The following is a 19,621-nucleotide window of genomic DNA, read 5'->3' as shown; positions in this document are numbered from 1 at the left end:
GCGACGGCTTTTTTTTGCCCGGACCGGCGTCACGAAACAAGAAGACTGAGCGCGAGCGCGCCGAGCCATCCCACCAGGGAGATGATCACGGTAGCCACACTCCATGAGCGCAAGGTCTCCTTCTCAGTAATCTGCAAATAACGGCTGATGAGCCAAAAGCCACTGTCGTTGACGTGGCTCAAGGTCGTGGCTCCGGCCGCAATGGCGACGACGACGAGTGCGAGATGGGCCTGGCTCAAGGCCATCGGCTCCAGGAGCGGTGCCATGAGGGCGGAGGCCGCAATCATGGAGACCGTGGCCGACCCCTGGGTCACCCGCACCACTGTGGCCAACAGCCAGGCCAGGGTGATGGGCCCCATGGCAAGGCCCGCCATCTGGGCAGCGAGAGCCTCCCCCGCCCCGCTATCGACGAGGACTTGCTTGAAGACTCCCCCCGCTCCGGTGACCAGAATGATAACTCCGGCCGGACCCAGCGCCCTCCCCGCCAGCTCCATCTGCTCTTCCTTGCCCACGCCCCGCCGGGTCCCCAATAGAAACATGGCCAAAAGCGTGGCCAGGAGCAAAGCGACAATGGGATGTCCCAAGAATAGCAACCAAGAGAACCACCAGGCTCCGTCTTGAGGGGGAAATGCGGCTTTGGCTACTGCCGCCGCCACAATGAGCACAATGGGCAGCGCAATCAGGGCGAGCACGAGCCGGAAAGGCACCGGCTGGGAGTCCTCATCTTTCTCTTCCTCCGCCAAGGGTTCGGGCACGGCTAGATTGAGACGGGGCACGATCCACCCTGCCCAGAGAGGACCGGATAAAATGGCGGCCGGGAAGCCCACGATGGCTCCGAAGAAAATAACCCAACCCAATTCCGCCCCGATGTTCTCCGCTACGATGATGGGGCCCGGGGTGGGTGGCACGAAGGCATGGGTGACCGCCATACCAGCCAGCAAAGGGAGACCAAATGCAAGCATCGGCTTACTCTGGGCGCGGGCCAATGCCAGCAGGAGAGGCGCTAGAATGACCAGCGCGACATCAAGGAAGACCGGGATGGAAATGAGAAAGCCCGCCACCACCAGTGCCCAGGCGGCATTCTTTTCGCCAAAAGCCCCCAGCATGCGCTTCGCGAGCACCTGGGCCCCTCCCGAATGCTCGAGAAAAATGCCGAAAATAGCTCCCAATCCGATGAGAATGGAGACCAAACCCAGACTCGAACCCATCCCGGTGACAACCGTGTCGATGATATCATCCAAGGGCATGCCGATGATGACCGCGAAAAAGAGACTGCCCACCAGCAGCGCGACGAAGGCCTGCAAACGGAGCCAGAGAATCAAGCCCAGGAGAAAGGCGACGGAGATGAGAACGGCAACGAAGGGAGAGTCTGCGAACATCTTCCAGCCAGCCTCGCACAGAAAAGACCGCTAAGGCGACGAGAAAGGAGGCCATTTTTAAAGCTCGAAGTCAGGGAAACTCCCCGGTTAGATGTCCCGCCATGGAAACCAACCCCTACGCGCCCCCCGGCCAGGAGAGCATGCCGGAAGCTCCCCTTCCCTCCGGGGAAGCCCCTTTGGCTACCTTGGGACAACGCTTTCTCGCTTCGCTCATCGACTCCCTGATCATCTATCTCCCTGTCCTGTTGCTGGCCCTGTTGATCGACTACGCGCCTCTCGATCAATTTGTTTGGGAAGACCGGTTCCTCCCCAATCTGCTCGTCACAGCCACCACCTATCTCGCCTTTATTCTCATCAATTTTCACCTTCTGAGCACCCGGGCTCAGACCCTTGGCAAAGCGATTTTCAAAATTCAAGTGCGCCGCCTTGATGGTCGCTTGCCCAGTCTCGCCAACCAATTGGGGATTCGTTACTTCGTCTACTGGTTTCTGGCCATTTTCCCGGTCATTGGCCCCTTTTTTGCGCTCATCGACGCCCTCCCCATTTTCCGGAAGAACCGCCGTTGTCTTCACGATGAGATCGCCCGCACCCAGGTGATTCAGATGCCCAGGCAGGAAAGCTGAACCTTTTCCTTCCCGCGAAGCCCGGGTTGCCGTGCTTTTTGCTTGGGAAAAAAGATGGGGCGGCTGAAAATGGGACATGCTTCTCTACTCCGAAGGCTCCGCCACCACTGACTTGAGCGAGGACGACCTTCGCTCCGCCCTGCGCCAGGCTCTTGACAAGCTCGGCCCTCGGCAGAAGGTCCTCGCCATTCCGCCCGATTTCACCCGCTTTCACAGTCGCGCGGGCCTGCTCACCACCGAGATTCACCGCTACTACGGGGAAAATCTCGCCGACGTGCTGCCCGCCCTCGGCACCCACGTGCCCATGCCCGCCCACCAGCTCGACGAGATGTTTCCCGGTCTCCCCCATGACCTCGTGCGCCCCCATCGCTGGCGCGATGATGTGGTGACCATTGGTGAGGTCCCCGCCGATTACGTGAGCGAGGTCACCGAGGGGATCTGGACCAAAGAGTGGCCCGCCCAGCTCAACAATCTCGTCTGGGAGGGCGGCCACGACCTCATCCTCTCGGCAGGTCAAGTGGTTCCCCATGAAGTCATTGGGATGGCCAATGGCAACAAGAACCTCTTTGTCGGCACCGGCGGCGTGACCGGCATCAATGAGTCCCACTTCATCGGAGCGGCCTACGGCATGGAACGGATGATGGGCAAGGCCGACACTCCCCTGCGCCGCATCCTCAACAAGGCGGAAGAGCTCTTTTGTCAGCACCTCCCCATTGTCTACATCCAGACCGTCGTCGGACCCCGTCCGGATGGCAGCCTGGCCACCCGGGGCATCTACATCGGACAAGGCACCGCCCCCTTCGAGGCGGCGGCCGAACTGGCGGTGCAGGTCAATTTCACCCAACTCGATGAGGAACCCGCGCGCATCGTCTGCTATCTCGACCCCACCGAATTCCACTCCACCTGGCTGGGCAACAAGGCCATTTACCGCACCCGCATGGCCATCGCCACCGGAGGGGAGCTCACGGTCCTGGCTCCAGCGGTGAAAGAATTCGGGGAAGACGGCGAAATCGACCGCCTCATTCGCAAATACGGCTACCGCACCTCGCCGGAAGTGATGAAGTTTGTGGAAGAGAACGAAGACCTGGCGGCCAACCTCTCCGCTGCCGCCCACCTCATCCACGGCTCCCCGGAGGGCCGCTTTCAAGTCACTTACTGCCCGGGCCACCTCAGTCGCGAGGAAGTGGAAGGGGTCGGCTACCAATATCAGGACCTGGCGGAAGCGCTCGCCTACTACGAACCCGAAACCCTGCGCGAGGGATGGAATATCGATCGGGACGGCCGCCGCTTCTACTACATCCCCAATCCCGCCCTTGGACTCTGGGCCGCCAAATCGCGACTAGCCTGAAAAAAAGGTCCTCCCAACACATCATGATACGTTGATGCGTTGCTCACTTGACCTTCCTGACGACGACAGTAGGATGCGGCCCCGCCTCATGCAGCCCGACCCGACCAACGACCTTCAAAAAGCCCTCGCCGATCGCATCCTCGTTCTCGACGGAGCCATGGGCACGACCATTCGCGGCTACGAACTGAGCGAAGCCCAGGCCCGGGGCAAGCGCTTCGCCGACAGTGAGAAAGACCTGCTCAACAACGGGGACATCCTGACCCTGACCCAGCCCGAAGTCATCGCCGACATCCACAAACGCTTCTACGAAGCCGGCAGTGACATCGTGGAGACCAACACCTTTTCCGCGACCACGATTTCGCAGTCCGAGTTCTTCGTGGAAGACCCCCGCGAATCGGGTGCGGGCCGAAAAGACCCCGAGTTCTTTGCCGAAAAGGTCCTCGACAATCCCTTCCTACGCCAGTTGGCCACCGATCTGAATGTGGAAGGAGCCCAGCTCGCTCGCCGCGAAGCGGACCGCATCGCCAACGAGACCGGAATCCAGCGCTACGTGGCGGGGGCCATCGGCCCGCTCACGGTTTCGCTCTCCAATAGTCCGGATGCCGAAGACCCCTCTTTCCGCACGGTCACCTTTGACCAGGTCAAGGATGACTACGCCCACCAAATCCGGGCCCTCATCGAAGGCGGCGTGGACATCCTGATGGTGGAAACCATCTTTGATTCGCTCAATGCCAAGGCCGCCCTCGTGGCTTGCCAGGAAGTGCTCGACGAGATGCCCAACCGCCTGCCCATCATCGTCTCAGCGGCGGTGGGTCGCGGGGGCGAAACGATGATTTCCGCGCAAAAGGGCGAGGCCCTCTGGAATGCGGTGGCCCACGTCAACCCCCTCGCGGTAGGGCTGAACTGCTCGCTGGGCCCCGATCTGATGAAGCCTTTCCTGCAGGATCTCGACCGCTGTGTGACCGCCGCGCTGAGCTGCTACCCCAACGCGGGCCTGCCCAATCCCCTCGCCCCCACCGGCTTCGACCTCGAGCCCAAGCACATGAACGAATTCATGAAGGATTTTGCCGAGAGTGGTTTGTTGAACTTTGCGGGCGGGTGTTGTGGCAACACCCCCGAGCACATCGCCGCCATCGCCGCCGCCGTCAAAAACCTCCCCCCTCGGCCCATTGCCCATTGATTCCAAATTGATTGCCAACCGCAAAGACGCTAAGCCGCAAAGGGACCATGAATGCGATTGAAACTCTGGCTCGCGAAGTCGTCGATTCGGCATTCTGCGTGCACAGGGAATTGGGCCCTGGACTTTTGGAAAGTGCTTACGAAGCCTGCTTGGGGCACGAGCTGAAGACCCGCGGAATCAAAATCGACACCCAGGTTTCGAGGCCAGTGAGGTACCGCTCCCTCTCTATTGACGCAGGCTACCGACTGGACATCCTTGTTGAAAATCAAATCATTCTCGAACTTAAAGCCGTCGAAAAACTCTTGCCGATTCACAAAGCCCAGCTCTTAACCTACCTTAAGCTGAACAAGAACACTCTGGGATTTCTCATCAACTTCAACTCACCTCTGATCAAGGATGGCATCAAACGCGTGGTCCTCAACCACTCTTCACAAGCTTAAACTCCTTAGCGTCTTTGTGTCTTTGCGGTTCTACTTATAACACCTATGGAAAAACTTCTCCGACTCTCCGGCACCGAGCCCTACAACCACACCCCTGACAAGAATTTCCTCATGATCGGGGAGCGCACCAATGTCGCTGGATCGCCCCGCTTTCGCAAACTGGTGCAGGAAAACAAGCTCGAGGACGCCCTCGAAGTGGCCCGCCAACAGGTCGAGAACGGAGCCAATGTTATCGATATCTGCTTCGACGACGGCCTCATCGATGGCGTGGCCATGATGGCCCGCTTCCTCGACCTGGTGCAGACCGAGCCCGATATCACCAAGGTTCCCATCATGGTCGATTCCTCCAAATGGGAGATTATCGAAGAAGGTCTCAAGCACCTGCAAGGGAAGGGAATCGTCAATTCCATTTCCCTCAAGGAAGGAGAAGACGTATTCAAAAAACACGCCCGTCACATCATGCGCTACGGAGCGGCGGCGGTGGTGATGGCCTTTGATGAAAATGGTCAGGCGGCCACCTACGAGGAGAAAATCCGCATCTGCAAACGCGCCTACGACATTCTTGTCGACGAAGTGGGCTTCCCGCCGGAAGATATCATTTTCGATCCGAACATCCTCACCGTGGCCACCGGCATCGAGGAGCACAACAACTATGCGCTCGACTTCATCAATGCCACCAAATGGATTAAGGAAAACCTTCCCTACGCCAAGGTCTCCGGCGGAGTTTCCAATATCTCTTTCTCTTTCCGGGGCAATAATCCTGTGCGGGAAGCGATGCACTCCGCCTTCCTCTTTCACGCCACCAAGGCCGGGATGGACATGGGCATCGTCAATGCCGGCATGTTGGAGGTTTATGACGAAATCCCTCCCAAGCTGCTGACCGCCGTGGAGGATGTCCTGCTCAATCGCGACCCCGAGGCTACCGAGCGCTTGCTCGACCTCGCGGAGGAATACAAAAACAAGGGCGGTAAAAAGAAAGAAGAAGACCTCGCTTGGCGCGACACCACGGTGGAAAAACGCCTCGAGCACGCCCTTCTCAAGGGCATCGACAAGTTCGTCGTGGAGGACACCGAAGAGGCCCTGGCAAAGTATCAGGTGCCCCTTTCGGTCATCGAAGGCCCCCTCATGGACGGCATGAGCATTGTCGGCGACCTCTTCGGGGCCGGCAAAATGTTCCTCCCCCAAGTGGTCAAGTCGGCCCGGGTGATGAAGAAATCGGTCGCGGTGCTGGAACCCGTCATGGAGGCGGAGAAAGAAGCCGGACTGGTGGAGCAAATTGATCTCATCAAACAAGAACAACCCGGTCTCTCCCACGACGACGCGGTCAAGTTGGCAGAGAAGCGCAACTCGGCAGGCAAGGTCATCATGGCCACCGTGAAGGGTGACGTGCATGATATCGGCAAAAACATCGTGGGAGTGGTGCTGGCCTGCAACGGCTTCGAGGTCGTGGACATGGGCGTGATGGTGCCCTGCGAAAAAATTCTCGACACCTTCGAATCGGAACAGGCCGACATTATCGGCCTCTCCGGGCTCATCACCCCCTCGCTGGACGAGATGATCACGGTTGCCAAAGAGGCCGAGAAGCGGGGCTTTGGCGAGAAAGGGGTGCCCATTCTCATCGGGGGGGCCACCACCTCGGCCGCGCACACCGCGATCAAAATCGCCCCCCACTACAGCGGTCCCCTGGTGCACGTGCTCGATGCCTCGCGCTCGGTCCCGGTGACCACCGCCCTCCTCTCCAAGGGCCAACGGGACAAATTCATTGCGGAAAACAACGCCAAGCACGAGAAGGCGCGCGCGGCCTTTCACGATGGACCCAAGAAAGAAACCGTCCCCCTGGCCGAGGCCCAGGCCAACCGCTTTGTCCCGGCCGTCGCCTGGGAGGACTACCACCCGCCCAAGCCGGAATTCACCGGAGTGCGGGTGGTGGAAAACCAGTCCCTTCGCGAGTTGATCAACTACATCGACTGGAGCCCCTTCTTCCATGCCTGGGAACTGCGCGGGGTGTGGGATCCGGAGGCCAAAATGCTCAAAACCCGCAAGGAGGGAGCCCCCGAGGAAGCGGCCAAAATGTATGCCGAAGCCAACGAGTTGCTGGAAGAAATCATCGCCAACAAGAGCTTCGTGGCCCGGGGCGCCTACGGGTTTTTCCCAGCCTATACCGAGGGAGACGACATCGTTCTCCCCGACCACGACACCACCTTCCACACCCTGCGGCAACAGACCAAAAAGGCCGAGGGCAAGCCCAACTACGCCCTCGCCGACTACGTCAAACCCCGTAGCACCGACGCCTCGTCGGCCGATTTTCTGGGTGGTTTCGTGGTGGGCATTCACGGAGCCCACGAGCTCGCTGACGACTACGAGAAAAACAACGACCCCTACCGCTCCATCATGGTCAAGGCTCTGGCCGATCGACTCGCGGAGGCCTTTGCCGAGCTGCTCCACCACCGCGCCCGCATCGCCTGGGGCATTGAGCGCCCGGGACAATTCAACAACACCGAACTCATCAAGGAGGTCTATCAGGGCATCCGCCCCGCCCCTGGATACCCCGCCCAGCCCGATCACACCGAAAAGCCGGCGCTCTTCCGCCTGCTGGATGCGGAAGCGAAGACCGGAGTGGAGCTGACCGAGTCCAATGCCATGCACCCCGGGGCGGCGGTCTGCGGTCTCCTCTTCAGCCACCCCGAATCGCATTATTTCGTGATTTCCGAACTGCAGAAGGACCAGATCGAGAGTTATGCTCATCGCAAGGGGATGAGCGTGGAAGAAACCGAAAAATGGCTCGGCCCCTGGCTCGGCTACTAGGAAGATGCACGCCCTCTACATGGCCATGGAAGCGGAGGCAGAAGGAATTCTCGCCGCGCTGCAGGCGGAGCCCCTCGCTAGCCAGCCCGTCATCGGAAGCTACTATCAGGCTCGTAGCGGGGAGCACGAGCTGCTCATTGCGGTCTCGGGTAAAGACCGGGCCACGGGAGTGGACTGCATCGGCACCGAACCCGCCGCCCTCATCGCCCACGACCTCATCTCGCGCCTGGGTGTGACCCACTTGCTCAATGCCGGGACCTGTGGCGCGCACTCTTCCCTGCAGGCCAAAATCGCGGAGGCCTTTCTCGTCGCTCCCACAGTCTGCAGCCACGATCACCGCGTTCCCCTCCCGCGCTTTGAGGAATTCGGACGAGGCCACCATCCCGTCGAGACCGCCGTGCCGGGATGGGCCCATTCTTTGGGCCTGCGCACCGCCATTCTCTCCTCCGGCAATTCCCTCGATCACACCGAGCGCGATCTGGAGATTTTTTTGGAAAATGGAGCCCGGCTCAAGGACATGGAGGGCTCGGCGCTCGCTTGGGTCTGTCGTCAGCACGGCATTCCCTTCACGGCCCTCAAGGTCGTGACCGACATCTTTGACCTCCCCCACCCGGCTGCCGAACAGTTCAATGAGAACCTTGCCCGGGCCTCGGCCCAGGTGACCGAGGAACTCCAGCGCCTCCTCCCCCTCTGGCACGGTTAAGACTCGCCAAGCTGGCGGAAATGCCCGATAGCGAAGGCATGGCTCATCCCTTCCTCGCTCTCGGTGTTTCGGCAGACTTCGTCAAAGGTCTCGCTGAGCTGGGAATCGAAAAACCGACTCCCATTCAGCGCAAAGTCATTCCCCATCTCCTCAAGGACGGGCGCGACTACATTGCCCAAGCGCAGACGGGAACGGGGAAGACCGCCGCCTTTGGCCTTCCCCTCCTCGCCCGCGCCGAGCCCGGGTCCCCGGCGATTCAAGCCCTCGTCGTCGCCCCTACCCGCGAGCTCGCCAAGCAGATCGGCAAGCAGCTCTTCCGCTACACCAAGTTCAGTGCCAAAGTCTTTGTCGAAGTGGTCTCCGGTGGCGACCCCATCGATCGCCAGGTGGCCGCCCTGCGCCGCCCGACCCAGATTGTGGTGGGGACACCCGGTCGCATTCTCGACCTCATCGAGCGCAAGGCCCTCGATCTCTCCCAAGTCCGCCACCTCGTCCTGGACGAAGCGGACGAGATGCTCAGCATGGGTTTTCAAAAACAACTGGACCAGATCTTCCGGCTCACTCCCCAGCGCAAAGGCACCTGGCTCTTTTCGGCCACTTTTCCCCCCAAGGTCGAGTCCCTCGTCGAGCGTCATCTCTCACCCAAGGCACCCTTCTTGCAAGTGCAGGAAGACCAGGTGGTTAATAAAAACATCGACCATCGCTATGCCGTGATGGAGCAGGCGGAAAAGGACGATTACATCATGGACTTCTTGGAAGAGCGGGAAGGCGATCGCGGCCTCATCTTCTGCCGCACCAAGGCCGGGGCCACGGCCCTGACCAATCAACTGCGCAAACGGGGGTTCGGAGTCGAGGTGCTGCAGGGAGACATGACCCAGAAGGAGCGCGATAAAGTGATGCGGGCCTTCAAAAAAGAACGGGTCCCCTACTTGGTGGCCACCGATGTGGCCGCGCGCGGCATCGACGTGGCGAACCTCGCCTTTGTCATTCATCACCAGCTGCCGGACCAGATTGAATACTACACTCACCGTAGCGGTCGCACCGCTCGGGCGGGCAAGAGCGGACTCTCCCTCGTCCTGCTGGAGCCCAAGCAGCGCCCGCGGCTCAAGAAATTGGCCAGCACTCTGCACATCGAATTCCGCGAACATCACTGACCGCACATTGCGGGAAGTCGGATGATTCTAAGGACATTTCATCCCATACCCCTGACTCTCCCGAGGCTAACGGGAGTCTCCCATCGCTTGAAAATGGACGGCATCGCGAGGCAGATTGTTTGCAAAGCGGTCTTCAATGAGAACATTCCCCTTTTTCAATCGCATGAGAGTTCTTGTTTTCTTTCTTCTGCTCGTTGGGTCACTCGCCGCACGCGATCGCCGTCCCAATGTCATTTTCATCATCACTGATGATCAACGGCGCGAGCAACTTGGCTATCTGGAAGGGAAGTCCTTCACTCCACATCTGGATCGTTTGGCGCGGGAAGGAGCGGATTTCCAGAATAGTTACACCAGCAGCACGGTTTGCACGCCGAGTCGCTATACCTGTCTCACCGGGCGCTATCCCAGCCGCTCCACGGCCCCCCAGTTTTTGCAGGACATCACGCCGGAAGGCACCACCCAGGTCTACTTCAATACCCATCTGGAGAAGGACCGCCCCAACCTCCCCAAAGCCTTGCAAGCAGCTGGCTACACGACGGGGTTGGTTGGAAAATGGCACGTTGGCCATCAGGCGAAATTGGAGCACGCCATCCCTCCCAATTCAGATCCCCGGGACTCGGCAGTGAGGAAAGTCCTTCAGGACAACCAGAACAAGCTCTGCGCGGATCTCGCGGAACACGGCTTCGACCACGTGTCGCGCGTTTATGCCGGCAACCCACTCGATTCCAAGTCTCTCCGTAATACCGGACTCGCCCATCACAATATGGAGTGGATCACGGAAGGGGCCCTGGCCTTCATCGAAGCCAATCGCGACAATCCCTTTTTCCTCTATTTTTCCACCACTCTGCCTCACTCGCCCTCTCCCCTGGAGGGAATGGAGAGCGATCCCCGCAGTACTCCGGTGGGTCTCCTGGAGAACGCTCCGGCCCCGGAGGGAATGCCTTCTCGGGAGGAAATTTTTCGTCGCGTCACCCAAGAAGCCGGCCTCCCCCGGGAGCGGGCTCCCGATACCTGGCTCGATGCCGGAATTGGGGCTATCTTGCAAAAAATCGAAAATCTCGGCCTCAGCGAAGACACTCTGATCATTTACTTCAATGACCACGGCATGGAGCTAGCCAGCAAGAGTTCACTCTATCAGGGTGCGCTGCGCACGCCCTCCTCCGCCTATTGGCCGGGCACCATCAGTCCCCAAAAGCCCGAGGAGCTGGTCTCCAATGTAGATATCGCCCCGACTATTCTGGAGGCCTGCGGAGCCAAGCCGCTGCCGGGCATGACCCTCGATGGCGCGAGCTACCTGCCTCTCTTGCGAGGCGAGAAGGTGAAATGGCGGAAAGAAGTCTACGCCGAGATCGGCTTTACGAGGGCGCTGGTGACCAAGGACTGGAAGTATCTGGCCTTCCGCCTCCCGCCCAGCCAGCAACCGGAGGAGGACGAGGGCTGGCGACAGCAGGTCGCCGAGCTAGCCGCGATCAAAGAGCGCCATCCCTGGGTCACTTGGGAGCCCGACCCCTCGGCCAAGGTTTCCCATGTCGGTGGACCTCCCGGGGGCAACTTCCTCATTCGCCTCACGATGAAGGCGAAACCGCCCTATCTCACCAACTACTACGCCCCAGACCAACTCTATCACCTCGCGAGCGATCCGAGCGAAACCACGAATCTGGCCAATGAGGAGGAGCATCGCGAGCGCCTTCAGGACCTGCAGCAGGCCTTGCAGCGGAAACTACGCGAACTCCCCGGCACTTTCGGCGAACTGAAGCCCACCGAAGTGGCCCACATCACGATTCATCCCCAGATCACGCGCGCCATCGAAGGCGAGAGCACTCTGCAGCGGGAGCGCTACTTCGGGATCTGTGATCCTGGTGCCCGTTTCCCGCAACGGGTGGGCAATCGGGAGCGCTATCGTTACCTGGTGGACGAACTCGACATCAACTTCGGGCGCAGTCTGGGTCCGGTGAAATGGCAGGTGCGGCGTTTGCCGAAAGAGATCGAGGATACCGGGAATCCGGGCCGAGCCGACTTGGCGAAGGTGACCCGATTTCTACAGGCCCATCCCCCACAGGAGGAGCGACAGCTGCAGAAAGATTTCCCCCAGGGGCTCGACGTGATCGCCCACGGTTCACCGGGAGGCTACCCCGACTTCATGGGAAACTGGCGCCCGGAAAGCCTGCAAGACCAGCCTCAGAAGAAGGGAGCCTTTGGCATCCCGGCCAACTCACAGGCCGCCGCCGAGTTCGCCGCCACAGTCTTCAAATATGGCTATGACGACTTCACCCGCCCACGCTACTTCGAGCCTATCAATGAGCCCAGTTGGCAATTCCTGGCGGAACCGGAGAGAATGGCCCGCTGGCACCTAGAGACCCGGGCCGCATTCCGGGCCGCAGGGCTGGAGACTCTCGTGGGCGGACCCTGCCACGCCACCGGTTATCTTTGGAGTCGGCAATATCAGGGCTTTAAGGGGATGAAGGGCTTTATTGACGCCACCCGGGGCGAGCTGGATTTCTACTCCTTCCACGTCTACGACTACTACCGTTGGGACGGGGACAAGCTCGCGGGCACAATGGTTACCGGACTCCCCTTCGAGGGAGTTCTCGACCTCTATGGGGCCTACACCCGGCAGCAGTTTGGCAAAACCATCCCCCTGGCCATCAGCGAGCACGGGGGGTATCTGGGAGGCGACTCATGGGTCACTCTGGACAAAGTGGCCCGGGCCCACGGCATCACCAGCGAGAACCCCGCCAGGGACCGGCAGGTGCGCTCCATTCAGGAATTCTGCCTCGTCACCTCAGCGGCCAGAAACACCCTCACCTTCATGGACCATCCCCAGCTAGTGCTCAAGGCAGTCCCATTCATGCTCCTCGAAACGTCATCCTGGGACCCGGAATACTATGCCGTCCTCTACACGAAGAAGGGCTTCGCCAAAGACAGTCCGGAGCTCGTTCCCACTGCGGTGCAACACTTCCATCAGCTCTTCCGCGGTGTCCGTGGTGAGCGCGTCTGGGCCGACAACCCCGATCCCGACGTCATCACCCGGGTGGTGAGGGATGGGACAAAACTCTTCATCATGATGCACAATCAGGCCGATCTGCCTGCTCCGGTGGAGCTGACCTTGCCCGTTCCGGAGGCGGTGGTGCTGCGTCGACTCAGCCGCCGCCCGAACCTGACCCCGCATTATCGCGAGGAAGCGGCCACTCTGCGTGACCTCACCCTGGCACCTCAGGAGACCGTGGTCGCCATTTGCCACTATCCCGCCCCTCTTGCGGAAAAGAGCCGGTGGAATGAGCGCACCTACTATGGTGATAAAGTTCTCCTGCCCGCTCCCGCCCTGCAACCGGTCGCCCTCTCCGTGGACCAGCCGGAGCGCGCGCTCCGGGCCACCTTGCGGATAGGGTTCTCGCGTCCGGTGGAGGCCGGCAAGGAGCTGGTCCTCCACTTCAACGGTCGCCCCCTCGCCCTCCCGGTCGAAGATGCCGCCCCCCGGCTGGAGCAGCCCCAGGACCACGGCTACGCCACCACCCGTATGGTCTCCCTCGACCCGGCTTGGCTCAAGGACCAGAACGAAGTGAAGCTGGCCTTCGCCGATGGTGGGGCGGGCACGGTCGGAAGTGTGGCTCTACGGGTAGCCTACCCCGCTCCCCAGGCTGGGCAGGAGTGAAAGAAGCGGAGATGAGCGCTTTTTTCCGTTCCCCAGCAGCGCAAATTGCGTTTCCTTTGCGCCACGCATGACTTACTCCGAAGCCCTCGACTGGCTCTACGCGACGCAGAATTTCGGCATCAAGCTGGGGCTGGAGAATCCCACCCGGCTCTTGCGGGAATATCTGGCCTTTCCCCGTCATGGCACCCGCGTCATTCAAGTCGCCGGCACCAATGGCAAAGGTTCGACCTGCGCCTTTATAGACTCGCTGGCGCGCGCCACAGGAGCCCGCACCGGGCTTTTCACTTCGCCCCACCTGGTCAGCTATCGTGAGCGCATCCAGGTCAGTGGCCAGCAAATCCCGGAAGAAGACGTGGCCCGGGGTCTCACCCGCCTGCGCGAGATCGTGGCTGATTGGGAAAATCACCCCACCTTCTTCGAGCTCACCCTCGCCTTGGCCATGCGGCATTTCTATGAACGCGACTGTGAGCTCATCATCCTTGAGGTGGGCATGGGAGGGCGCTACGATGCCACCACCGCCGTTCCGGCCGATGCCACCGTGCTCACCCCCGTGGACCTCGATCACCAGCAGTGGTTGGGCGAGACCCTGGCCGAGATCGCAGGCGAGAAGGCAGCCATTTTTCGGGAAGGGAAACCGGCTCTCGTCGCCAAACAGGAAGCGGAGGCCATCCCCGTTATTGAGCAAACCGCCAACCAAACCCGCTCTCCCCTGACCTGGGTGCCGGAGCCCTTGCTCGGCTACCCACTCGGCTTGGCGGGGCCGCACCAGTCCCACAATGCCGCTCTCGCCCTGGAAGCCATTCATTCCGTAGGCTTCCGGCTCAGCTACGACACCGTGCTCGAAGGCTTGCAAAAAGCCCGCCACCCAGGCCGCTTTGAAATCACCGAAAAAGACCACCAGGTGACCGTCTTCGATATCGCGCACAATCCACATGCTACCAAAAGTCTCGTCGCCACTTGGCAGGAACGATTCCCGGCCATTCGTCCGGCTCTCATTTTCGGTGCGGCAGGCTCCAAGGACATCGCGACCATGCTGGCCCTCTATGCCGATTGGGTGGACCAGATTCACTTCACTCCCATCAATTCTCCCCGCAGCACTCCGGTGGCGGACCTGCAAGCCGCCCTCCCCGGCGAGGCGGCCTCCCGGGTTCACCTTCACCAGAATGTTGCCGATGCCCTGAAAGCCTGTGCCGAGAAAAGCCATGTCCTGCTGACCGGCTCCGCTTTTCTGGTGGGAGAAGCCAAGGCCCTCCTCAGCGCGCAGCCCCACCAGAGCACTAGCCAGTAGGCTCGTCTTTGGCAGAAGAACGGGGAGGGCCCGCCTGCAGCACCAGCCCTTCCGGCAAAGTGCGGAGATTGAGGTCCTGTTGCGGGAAGGCAATCTCGACTCCCGCTGCCCGGAAAGCGTCGTCGATCTGGAAATGTAGCTCGCTCTGGGTATCAACGAGGTGCCCCACTTCGCCCACATAGGCCCGGATGAGAAAATCCAGAGTGCTTTCGCCAAAGGCGTTGAAAACAACCGCAGGAGCGGGATCGGCGAGCACATAAGGATGATTTTCAAGAATTTCCTCCAGAAGCTGCTTGGCCAGGCGAGTGTCCGAGCCGTAGGCGATGCCCACTGGAATCTCGAAACGCAGGACCGTGTCCCGCAGGGTCCAGTTATTAAGCTGGTTGGTGATGAAATCCTTGTTGGGAACCACCAGCTCACGATTATTGAACTGCTGGATGGTGGTGGCGCGCATGCGGATCTCGGTCACTTTTCCAGAAACCTCGCCCACGGTAACGATGTCCCCCAGCCGGATGGGCCGCTCGAAGAGAAGAATCAATCCCGCCACGAAGTTAGCGAAAATCTCTTGTAGGCCAAAACCAATCCCCAGGGTGATGGCCGCGGCCAGCCACTGCACCTTGTCCCAAGTGATGCCGATTTTTGCCAAGCCAACGAAGACGCCCACGAAGACGATGAAGTAGCGCACCACCGTGGTGAAGGCAAAGTTGCCTCCCGGCCCCAGATTGAGGCGATTGAAAACGGAGAGACTGAGCAAGCCGGGAATATTGCGCGCGGCGATGAAGGTGAGGAAGAAGAAGAAGGCGGAAAGCAGAACATCCTGCCAACTGACGAAATCATCCGGGACTCCCACCAGGTCACCCAGAGGAGGCTCGCCCTTGGCACTCTCCTCCGCGACGGGCGCGGAGACCCCCGGCACCCAGTCCGTCGGCGATGAAGGGCTCCCCTCCTTTTCGTTGTGCCCGATCTGTTCCTGCCCCGGCACCACTGGCACCTGGTCCAGAATGGAAAGGGCCTTGAGGGAACTGGCCCAGATCGACCAGATAGCGAAGATGACCGAAAAGTAGACACAGAACCGGACCAGCTTGTTGGTTTGCTCTTCCACCTCCACCACATTGACAGCCTGGGCTTTCACTTCCTCCAAACTCGGAACTTCCGTCTCTTTGCTTCCTTCTCCCTCTTTCCCCTTGCTCCGCTCGGCGAGAATGGCCTCGCGACGTTGCAATGCTTGCGAAATGGCGAGCCGACGTCGGGAAACCAGAATCCACCGCATGAAGAACCGGATGACGAGGAAGGCCGCAAGCAGAACTCCGGCGGTGGCCACCACCTGCGCTCGCAAGGTGAGCACCGAGGCAAAGAAGCCAAAGGCGGCCCCAATGGCAAAGGAGAGAGGCAAACCGAGGGCGAGGGCGTAGCTCAGCTTGCACAACAGGGTGAGCCCCCCTTTTTGACGGAGGAGGGAATGCTTGGGATGAAAGAGACGGTGGGCCAGCACCGCGACCACAATCATGGCGAGGATGAAGACCACCCGGCCTCCAGAGCCCTCGCTCTCATGCGAACAGAGCGCCCCCACTCCGAAGGAAAAGGGAAGAAGAAGGGGAGTGAAAATCTGCAGATTGCGCCGCAAACGGGAAATCTTCTCGGCGGAAAAGCGGAAGTGGGCCTCAAAAAGCGCTTCCGATTTGGTGAATTTGAGCAATGACCCCGCGACAAAAAGAAGAATGCCACTGTTGAGCAAACCGGAATGAAATTCGGCCGGTTCCGAGATCAGAAGCGCGAGCAAAAAGAGGAGGGAAGGAGCGGTCGCGGCCAACAGAAGAGAGGCCACAATGGTCTGCAAGGTCGGCTGGATACTGGTGCAATTGCGTCGGGCGGCGATGGCCGAGGAATCCCGCAAGAGCTTGCGCAATCGTCTCCGCCGGAGAGAAGCGAAGAGAAAGAGGGTCAAGAGCACCAGCACGGGGAGAAAGCGGTCGACCCAATTGGCGCGGATGGACTGCCAGGCCAACTGCCAACTGGCCGGGGCGAAGAGCGCGACGATGCGGTTCCATTCGGCCGCCGGTTCCTGCAAGCGGATGGCCTCCGTGCTTTTTATCCAAAGGAGGCGTTTATCGAGAAAGGTGGAATAGGCCTCGATATCCTGAATGGTGAGGTCAGCGGTGGCATTGGCTCGCTCGAGGGTTTCGCTCAGCTCGCGGTATTCCCGGCTCAGCGCTTCCAGGGCGTCCTTGCGCTGATCGAGGAGCGAGGTGATGTCCTCTTCGTAAAGCTCGGGATACTTAGCTACGAGATTGCCAATCTGTCGCGAGGACAGCGGAGGGTGCTCGGAAAGAAGATCCTGCACATCGAGCAGCGCAATCTGGGCGCGGGCTGCCTCTGCGATTTTTTCCTGCATGGTGCGCCGGAGAACAACCGGACTGGGCAATTTGGCCCGCTGTTCCCGCAGCAAGATTCCCGTATCGGTATCGATCCCCATTCCCACTTTTTCCATCAGGGAAATTTTCTGGTCGGCGCTTTCCCATTGCGCGCGAATGCGGTCGCGGGTGGCGTTGATAGAGCTGCTGTAGCTACTGGCTCTTTGCTTCTGACGGAGAAGCCCCTCCTCCCCGGTGCGCAGGGCATTGAGGCCCCGGATCTCATCCACGAGGGCAGAGAGCGAGGGAATGGCTGCAAATTTTTCGCTGGATTGTTCCAAGGCTTCGCGCGTGCTTTCGATTTCGACCTGGCGCAGACGGGTGATTTCCGTCTGCAAGGCTCCACTCCGGGTTTGCAGCTCTTCCAAGTAGTCCCGGCGCGAGCGGATATGCTCCGGGAGAAGCTCCTGTTCGGTGCGCCGCAGATTTTGCTCCGCTTGCAAATTTTCGATTCGGGCGGCCAGCAGAGCCTCCAGTTGCCTGGCCTTGCCCTCTTCCGCCTGCTCCTCGGGGCTGGTGCCTCCGGGGGTGACGCTCACCTCGCCCAGCTCGTCTCTCGTGGTGGCGAGGAGCCCGGAGAGTTCTCCCAGTCGCGGTCCCGCCCGATCCAGCTCATGGGTCAGCTGCTCCAGGCGCTGCTTCTGGGCATCGATGAGCGCGGTAACCTCTGCCAGGCGCGTGTTGCGACTTTCCAGGCTGGCTCCCACCGGGAGGGGCTCCGGCAAGGACCACTCGGGCAGCGTGGTCAGAGCCTGTGCTTGCTGATGAAACGATTTCGTCTCCTCACTCAATTTTTCCCGTTGCTGCGCGAGGGCCAGAGCTTCTTTGCGGAGAGCCAGCTCCGCCGCCGAACGGCCCTCGTTCCCTTCCTCCAACTTGGCAATGGCTTGCGTCAAATCAGCAGAACTCGCGACTTCCGCCCGGAGGAGGGGCAGACAGAGCAAGGCAATGAAAACGAGAGAGAAAATCTTCACGGGCCGCCGACGATAGGTTCCCCGCCGCCGGATAGCAAATCCCGGATGATCAGAGCAGGGGGGGAAAGTCATTTTTGTGAAATGCCCGTCATTTCCTGCCAGTAGAATTTGCCATGCGTTCATCCCATTTGCTCATCCCAGTCCTATCGGCCCTCCTGTTTGCCGGGGAGACGGTCGCACAATCGCCCGTGGAAAAACCCAACGTCCTCGTGCTCTATGCCGACGACCTGGGCTACGGCGATCTGGGTTGCTACCACGAGGGCAGCAAGATTCCCACCCCCCACCTCGATCAACTGGCCCGCGAAGGGATGCGCTTCACCGACGGGCATTCCTCCTCCGGAATTTGCACGCCTTCCCGCTATGCCCTCTTGACCGGGCGCTACCATTGGCGCGATTTCCATAGCATCGTCAATGCGATGGGGTCTTCGGTTTTCGCTCCCGAGCGCTTGACTTGGCCGGAGATGATGCAGGAAGCCGGCTACGAGACGGCCTGCATTGGCAAATGGCACTTGGGATGGGACTGGGAAGCGATCCGGAAAGAAGGGGTGGAAGGACAGGCCCACGAGATCTACGATTGGAGCCAACCCGTTCCCGATGGGCCCCTGGCCCACGGTTTTGACTCTTATTTCGGCGATACCGTGATCAACTTTCCCCCCTATGCTTGGATTCGCGACGACCGCCTCGTAGAGGCTCCGGATACGACACTGTCGAAAAACGGCGTAGCCCAGAAAACCAAGGAAGGCAATTGGGAGACCCGCCCCGGAGCCGCCCGCTCGGATTGGGATTTTTACGACGTCCTGCCGGCTCTCACCCGCGAGGGAGAGCGCTATTTGGCGGAAAAGAAGAAGCAGAAAACGCCCTTTTTCCTCTACTTCTCCTTTCCCAGCCCGCACGCCCCCATCATCCCGACCGACGAATTCGACGGCCGATCCCAGGCGGGGGCTTATGGTGACTTCGTGGTGCAAACCGATGAGGTCGTGGGTCGCCTCTTGGCCGCGCTGAAAGAAAGCGGGCACTACGACAACACCGTCATCATTTTCACAGCCGACAATGGCCCCGAACACTATGCCTACGCCCGGGACAAGAACCACCAGCACTGGTCGGCGGAACCCTTGCGCGGCCTCAAGCGCGACATCTACGAAGGTGGTCACCGCGTGCCCTTCCTCATCAAATGGCCCGGCCGCACCGCCCCTCACTCGGTCAGCGAAGCCCTCATTTCCCAAATCGACTTGATGGCGACCTTTGCCGCGCACCTCAATGTCGAACTCCCTCCTCGCAGCGCGGAAGACTCGCACAACCTGCTCCCAGTCCTCGCGGGCGAGGAGGACAAGGGGCGCGCCAGCCACATCCACAACACCTATCCCGACCGCTATGCCATCCGGATCGGCGACTGGGTCTATCTGGATGTTCCCTCCGGGCATCAGCAGCCCCGCCGGGCCCAGGCTTGGGAGAAGAGCCGCCACTATCCCCAGGACGAACTCGAGGTGGAGCTCTTCAACCTGCGTGAAGACCTTCCGCAAAAGAACAACCTGGCAGACCGTTACCCGGAGAAGGTGGCCGAAATGAAAGCCGCTCTTAAGGAAGAGCGGGAGCGAGGATTCACCGCTCCCCGCTTGCTTGAGTCAAAATCCTAACGTTCCCGGTCAAAGAGTGCTTTTCCCTCC

At 60.3% G+C, this 19,621-nt stretch carries 12 protein-coding genes; 10 read left to right on the top strand and 2 right to left on the bottom strand.

Annotated features, from left to right (window positions below; all coding sequences use genetic code 11):
* Window positions 1–29: 29 nt before the first annotated feature.
* The gene (locus JIN78_RS01190; protein ID WP_200390092.1) at window positions 30–1,379 is read right to left on the bottom strand and encodes a GntP family permease; all 1,350 of its coding nucleotides are present in this window, start codon (window positions 1,377–1,379) and stop codon (window positions 30–32) included.
* A 101-nt stretch (window positions 1,380–1,480) separates the two neighbouring features.
* Here JIN78_RS01190 and JIN78_RS01185 point away from each other — a divergent pair, with 101 nt between their 5' ends.
* The 9 genes from JIN78_RS01185 to JIN78_RS01145 all read left to right on the top strand — a co-directional run bounded on the left by JIN78_RS01185 (window position 1,481) and on the right by JIN78_RS01145 (window position 14,572).
* Window positions 1,481–2,002 (top strand): RDD family protein, encoded by a 522-nt coding sequence (locus JIN78_RS01185; protein ID WP_200390091.1) that lies wholly within the window; start codon window positions 1,481–1,483, stop codon window positions 2,000–2,002.
* Window positions 2,003–2,078: 76 nt separating this feature from the next.
* On the top strand, window positions 2,079–3,350 hold the full coding sequence (locus JIN78_RS01180) for a nickel-dependent putative hexonate epimerase (protein WP_200390090.1): 1,272 nt from the start codon (window positions 2,079–2,081) through the stop codon (window positions 3,348–3,350).
* A 34-nt stretch (window positions 3,351–3,384) separates the two neighbouring features.
* The gene (locus tag JIN78_RS01175) at window positions 3,385–4,530 is read left to right on the top strand and encodes a homocysteine S-methyltransferase family protein (RefSeq protein WP_234037703.1); all 1,146 of its coding nucleotides are present in this window, start codon (window positions 3,385–3,387) and stop codon (window positions 4,528–4,530) included.
* Between the two features lie 47 nt (window positions 4,531–4,577).
* Window positions 4,578–4,970, top strand: a complete 393-nt coding sequence (locus JIN78_RS01170) for a GxxExxY protein (protein ID WP_200390089.1) — start codon at window positions 4,578–4,580, stop codon at window positions 4,968–4,970.
* Window positions 4,971–5,015: 45 nt separating this feature from the next.
* Entirely contained in the window at window positions 5,016–7,775 is a 2,760-nt protein-coding gene (gene metH / locus JIN78_RS01165; protein WP_200390088.1) for a methionine synthase, read from the top strand.
* 4 nt (window positions 7,776–7,779) lie between these two features.
* Window positions 7,780–8,478, top strand: coding sequence for a phosphorylase family protein (locus tag JIN78_RS01160; protein ID WP_200390087.1), 699 nt, complete (start codon window positions 7,780–7,782; stop codon window positions 8,476–8,478).
* Between the two features lie 20 nt (window positions 8,479–8,498).
* Window positions 8,499–9,632, top strand: coding sequence for a DEAD/DEAH box helicase (locus JIN78_RS01155; RefSeq protein WP_234037702.1), 1,134 nt, complete (start codon window positions 8,499–8,501; stop codon window positions 9,630–9,632).
* 163 nt (window positions 9,633–9,795) lie between these two features.
* Window positions 9,796–13,284: a sulfatase-like hydrolase/transferase gene (locus tag JIN78_RS01150; protein WP_200390086.1), complete on the top strand. Its 3,489-nt coding sequence runs from the start codon at window positions 9,796–9,798 to the stop codon at window positions 13,282–13,284.
* 67 nt (window positions 13,285–13,351) lie between these two features.
* Window positions 13,352–14,572, top strand: a complete 1,221-nt coding sequence (locus JIN78_RS01145) for a bifunctional folylpolyglutamate synthase/dihydrofolate synthase (protein ID WP_200390085.1) — start codon at window positions 13,352–13,354, stop codon at window positions 14,570–14,572.
* Here the strand turns inward: JIN78_RS01145 and JIN78_RS01140 are convergent.
* The gene (locus tag JIN78_RS01140) at window positions 14,562–17,957 is read right to left on the bottom strand and encodes a mechanosensitive ion channel domain-containing protein (protein ID WP_200390084.1); all 3,396 of its coding nucleotides are present in this window, start codon (window positions 17,955–17,957) and stop codon (window positions 14,562–14,564) included. The two genes, JIN78_RS01145 and JIN78_RS01140, sit on opposite strands and share 11 nt — an antisense overlap.
* Before the next feature lie 113 nt (window positions 17,958–18,070).
* Here JIN78_RS01140 and JIN78_RS01135 point away from each other — a divergent pair, with 113 nt between their 5' ends.
* Window positions 18,071–19,591, top strand: a complete 1,521-nt coding sequence (locus tag JIN78_RS01135; RefSeq protein ID WP_200390083.1) for a sulfatase family protein — start codon at window positions 18,071–18,073, stop codon at window positions 19,589–19,591.
* Window positions 19,592–19,621 lie beyond the last annotated feature (30 nt).

Origin of the sequence: Roseibacillus ishigakijimensis (assembly GCF_016595415.1) — a bacterium.
GTDB classification, from domain to species: Bacteria; Verrucomicrobiota; Verrucomicrobiia; order Verrucomicrobiales; family Akkermansiaceae; genus Roseibacillus; species Roseibacillus ishigakijimensis.
The sequence above is the reverse complement of the archived record's forward strand: the minus strand, read 5'-3'. Positions and strand labels throughout refer to the sequence as shown.